The 5,041-nt window shown below is 65.2% G+C and carries 3 protein-coding genes; 1 reads left to right on the top strand and 2 read right to left on the bottom strand.

Annotation, left to right across the window (positions count from 1 at the left end; translation table 11 throughout):
• Window positions 1-294: 294 nt before the first annotated feature.
• On the bottom strand, window positions 295-1,086 hold the full coding sequence (locus ABGB16_RS33080; RefSeq protein WP_347671993.1) for a hypothetical protein: 792 nt from the start codon (window positions 1,084-1,086) through the stop codon (window positions 295-297).
• Between the two features lie 26 nt (window positions 1,087-1,112).
• On the opposite strand from ABGB16_RS33080, the gene ABGB16_RS33075 reads away from it, so the two are divergent.
• Window positions 1,113-1,511: a site-specific integrase gene (locus tag ABGB16_RS33075; protein ID WP_347671992.1), complete on the top strand. Its 399-nt coding sequence runs from the start codon at window positions 1,113-1,115 to the stop codon at window positions 1,509-1,511.
• On the opposite strand, the gene ABGB16_RS33070 is transcribed toward ABGB16_RS33075, so the two are convergent.
• Window positions 1,406-4,612: a hypothetical protein gene (locus ABGB16_RS33070; protein ID WP_347671991.1), complete on the bottom strand. Its 3,207-nt coding sequence runs from the start codon at window positions 4,610-4,612 to the stop codon at window positions 1,406-1,408. The two genes, ABGB16_RS33075 and ABGB16_RS33070, sit on opposite strands and share 106 nt — an antisense overlap.
• Between the last annotated feature and the right edge of the window lie 429 nt (window positions 4,613-5,041).

The raw sequence follows: 5,041 nt of genomic DNA, 5'->3' as shown, positions 1-5,041 counted from the left end.
GCCGATCATCGGCGCCGTCCGGCGCCGACGACGGCTGGGAGGAATCATCAACGAGTACCATCGGGCCGCCTGAACCGATCTTTGAAGTCCCAGGTCAGCCGCCGAAATTAAGTTTTGGCACCTTACACCTCTGCCGACAGAGACATCCGGGGCGAATGCCGCGTGCCCGGCCAGACGCTCGACCCCCCGCCCTAAAGATCAACTAAATGACCCCCGGTGACACGAGCGTTAGGAAACCCCCGACTACGCCCTGGCCTGCGCTGCATCCGCCGCATACCCGCGAAATTCAAGAAACTAGAGCAGAAGGTGTAAATCAAACGGCAACTCAAGACCTTGACCCGTTCCGGGTGGCGGTGGAGAAAGCGACGGCGCCGCCTCCCGCCAATATTTCCCGACCGATTCTTGGTTGATCAGTTTGCCGGATAGTTTGGCTACCGCATCCAGGGTGTAGGGGTGGTCGTCGGGGGCGGGCTCACCCTGCAGTCCCTGTGCCCAGGCTTTCACCCATGCGGCCATCCCCGGCCCCAGCGCCCCCTTTCTGTCGGGGTTCAGGGATACCCGGTCGGGGAGTTTACCCTTTTCTTTCAGCGTCTTCAGGTATTCGCGGAGGGTGGCGGGCCCACCCTTGCTGGGCCGCCATGTGACCACGTGATCTGGCGGTGGGGGCAGCGGCGGCGCCGCCTCCCGCCAATATCTCCAGACCGATGTCTGGTTGATCAGTTTGCCGGATAGTTTGGCTACCGCATCCAGGGTGTAGGGGTGGTCGTCGGGGGCGGGCTCATCCTGTAGTCCCTGTGCCCAGGCTTTCACCCATGCGGCCATCCCCGGCCCCAGCGCCCCCTTTCTGTCGGTGTCCAGGGATACCCGGTCGGGGAGTTCACCCTTTTCTTCCAGCGTCTTCAGGTATTCGCGGAGGGTGGCGGGCCCACCCTTGCTGGGCCGCCAAGTGACCACGTGATCTGGCGGTGGGGGCAGCGGCGGCGCCGCCTCCCGCCAATATGTCCCGACCGATGTCTTGTCGATCAGTTTGCCGGATAGTTTGGCTACCGCCCGCTGGGTGTAGGGGTGGTCTGATGCATGATTCACCCGTCATGCGAGCTCGGGGAGGGCGAGTGGGGCGGGCTAACCTCGCGGGTTCGGCGGGTCTGGAGCTGGTCGCCGGTGTGGTGCAGCTGCGGCCTCAGGAGGCGATGGTGGAGGCGATGCTGCGGGGCTGGCGGGCGCAGCAGACGGCGCGGGGGCTGCGGGAGGAGACGATCGCGCAGCGGGAGCATCTGGTCCGGGGTTTTCTGGCTTTCACGAATGAGTTTCCCTGGGCGTGGTCGGCCTCTCACGTGGACGAATGGTTGTTGTCGTTGACCAGCGAGAAGCATCTGCGGCCGTCGACGATCCGCAGCTACCAGGGTCAGTTGCGGTTGTTCACCGAGTTCCTGACTGCCCGCCAATATCTCCCGACCGATACCTGGGTGATCAGGTTGCCGGATAGTTTGGCTACCTCATCCTGGGTGTAGGGGTGGCCGTCGGGGGCGGTCTTACCCTGTAGTCCCTGTGCCCAGGCTTTTACCCATGCGGTCATCCCCGGCCCCAACTTCCCCTGTTTGTCGGGGTTTAGGGATACCCGGTCGGGGAGTTCACCCTTTTCTTCCAGCTTCTTCAGGTATTCGCGGAGGGTGGCTGGCCCACCCTTGCTGGGCCGCCAAGTGAGCACGTGATCTGGTGGTGGGGGCAGCGGCGGCGCCGCCTCCCGCCAATAATTCCCGACCGATACCTGGTTGATCAGTTTGCCGGATAGTTTGGCTACCGCATATTGGGTGTAGGGGTGGCCGCCGGGGGCGGGCTTACCCTGCAGTCCCTGTGCCCAGGCTTTCACCCAGGCGGCCATCCCCGGCCCCAACTTCCCCTTTCTGTCGGTGTCCAGGGATACCCGGTCGGGGAGTTCACCCTTTTCTTCCAGCTTCTTCAGGTATTCGCGGAGGGTGGCAGGCCCACCCTTGCTGGGCCGCCAAGTGACCACGTGATCTGGCGGTGGGGGCAGCGGCGGCGCCGCCTCCCGCCAATAATTCCCGACCGATGTCTGGTTGATCAGTTTGCCGGATAGTTCGGCTACCTCATCGTGGGTGTAGGGGTGGCCGTCGGGGGCGGGCTTACCCTGCAGTCCCTGTGCCCAGGCTTTCACCCATGCGACCATCCCCGGCCCCAGCCTCCCCTCTTTGTCGGGGTTCAGGGATACCCGGTCGGGGAGTTCACCCTTTTCTTCCAGCTTCTTCAGGTATTCGCGGAGGGTGGCAGGCCCATCCTTACTGGGCCGCCAAGTGACTACGTGATCTGGCGGTGGGGGCAGCGGCGGCGCCGCCTCCCGCCAATATCTCCAGACCGTGGCATGGGTGATCAGTTTGCCGGATAGTTTGACTACCGCATCCAGGGTGTAGGGGTGGCCGTCGGGGGCGGGCTCACCCTGCAGTCCCTGTGCCCAGGCTTTCACCCATGCGGCCATCCCCCGCCCCAGCCTCCCCTTTCTCTTTTTGGGTAGGGATACCCGGTCGGGGAGTTCACCCTTTCCTTCCAGCTCCGCCATGTATTCGCGGAAGGTTTGAGGTCCATCCGTGCCGGGCCGCCAAGTGACCACGTGATCTGGCGGTTCTGGTAGTGGCGCCGCGGTGGTGGATGTGGGTGGGGGCGGCTGAGGTGTGGGGTGCGGGGTTGCCGATTGGCCGGTACGGATCGGTATGGATTGCGTGTGCGGAGATGCCGGGCCGGACGTGACCTGAGTGGCGGGGTGGCCCAGTCCGACCATCCTGGGATACCCGGGTGCGAAACCATAGTTGTCGTGGAATCCCGATGCGGCCGAGGCCAGAGTGATGTTGACGTGATACACCTCGGACATCAGGCGTAGCAGCGCCCCCTTGAGGTGGGGAACGGACGTCCCGCGCGTGTCCAGGGCCTGCCGCAGCCGGTGAACGTCCTCCGGGGACAGGCCGTTCTCTTCAGCGAAGTCGGTTCTGTCGATGATGAGGCCGAACTCCGCCTGCAGACTACGGCGCACATCCTCAGCTCCTGGCAGCCCCATCACGCTAGAGAATCGCGTGAACAACTCGTCCCACTCGTCTGACCGCGGCAGCCCGGCCGGCGCGGACGGTAACGGGACAGGATCGGGGACAGCGGCGTTGTAGTGGTTGTAGTGGGTGGGGTTCGCCGGGTCGGCCGCGACGTAGTACAGGGTGACCGGCCGGCCGTCCGGCGGCCCGAACACCGCCACCGGGCTCGCCCCCCGCCCGGTGGGCTGCCACACGGTGATCCGGCTACCGGTGGCGTGGGCCAGCAACGGCAGCAGGAACTCCCCGCCCGGCCGATCCCACCGGCGGCCCCAGTCGGCCACCGTGTCGAAGACCTCGGCAAGCTCGTCCGCCTCGAGCGGCCCGCCGGACGTGCTCAACACGTGGACCAGATACTCACGGGCCCGATCCGGCGCCAACGACGCCACCGGAAAACCCCGGCCACGCCCGTTGACGAAGTCCAACTGCTCCTGCGGCACATCCATGACCGGACCGGGATCCCGCCCCAACCCGATCAACTCCGCACACGCCTCGTCATACCGCTGCCCGATCCACTGCGCATCCAGGAAACCAGCCTCGGTGACAACACCGCCCCCCGAAACACCCTGGTCGCCGAGACGATCAATCAGCCGCGCCAACACCTGCCCATCGCTGAGCTCCCGCACCTGCCGCCACGGCTCCCCCTGCGGCAGATACCGCCGCTGCATCACCACATCGGCCGGCAACCACCCGAAACAGGTGTCCAGGTACGACACGACACGGGCCCGCAACAACTCGTTCACCCGCGCCAACTCAGACCCCGCCGGCACCGCACCAGCCATCCGCCCCACACTGACGCGCACCCGCTCAGGACCAGACAGCCACTCAAGATCCGTCGGCAGCACCTCTACCCCTGCCTGCGCCAACACGTCCCGCACCCACACCGGATCAGCGACAACGAACGCCGACAACACGCAATACCCATCAGCCGGCACCGGGAACTCCAACACCGGCCGGCCAACCCCATCCACACCATCCAGATCCAGAACCAGATCCAGGTCCAGGTCCAGATCCAGGTCCAGGTCCAGGTCCAGAACCAGATCCGGGTCCGAGTCCAGAACCAGATCCGGGTCCAGATCCAGATCCGGGTCCGGCATCCGTAGATCCTGCATGAATGCCGGGTTAAGAAGCGCCGGGTCAACAGAAGACAGGTCGTGATCTTCCGTATCCCGATCGTCCGGAACCGCCGCGGTCACGTCGTCCCCCACCACCGACAGCGCCCACGCAACACCCACCCCTGACACCCCAGACAGCGGGTACAAAGAATCGACCTGATCGCCCCCCGGCTCCCAGCCCTCATCGAGCGTCGGCGTACCCATTCGACCCAGACCCAGGTCCGGGTCCAGAACCAGATCCGGGTCCAGGTCCAGAACCAGATCCGGGTCCAGGTCCAGAACCAGATCCGGGTCCAGATCCGGGTCCGGCATCCGTAGATCCTGCGTGAATGCCGAGTTAAGAAGCGCCGGGTCAACAGAAGACAGGTCGTGATCTTCCGTATCCCGATCGTCCGGCGCGGTCACGTCGTCCCCCACCACCGACGGCGCCCACGCGACACCGACCTCCGACACCCCAGACGGCGGGTACAAAGAATCGACCTGTTCGGTGCCGTCCGGTGTCCATCCCCAGCCGGGCGGCAGTGCCGACAGTTCCACCCCTCCCGGACCTAGACCCACACCCAGGTCCGGGTCCGGGTCCAGGTACGGCATCCACAGATCCTCCACGAATGCCGGGTCAAGAAGTTTCGGGTCAAGATAAGACGGGTCGTGGTCTCCCGCATCCCGCTGTTGCGGGACCGCCACGGTCGCGGTGTCCTCCACCCCCAACGGCACCCACGCGACATCCACCCCTGGCCATTCGGACAGCGGGGACTGGACCTGTTCGGTGTCCTGCGGCGGCTCCCACTCGTCGTCGAGCTTTGGTGTGTCCAGATCCATCCCATCCAGATCCAT

This window comes from Micromonospora sp. B11E3, assembly GCF_039871625.1.
In the GTDB taxonomy this organism is placed as follows: Bacteria; Actinomycetota; Actinomycetes; order Mycobacteriales; family Micromonosporaceae; genus Micromonospora.
This window is presented reverse-complemented; position numbering and strand designations above follow the sequence as displayed.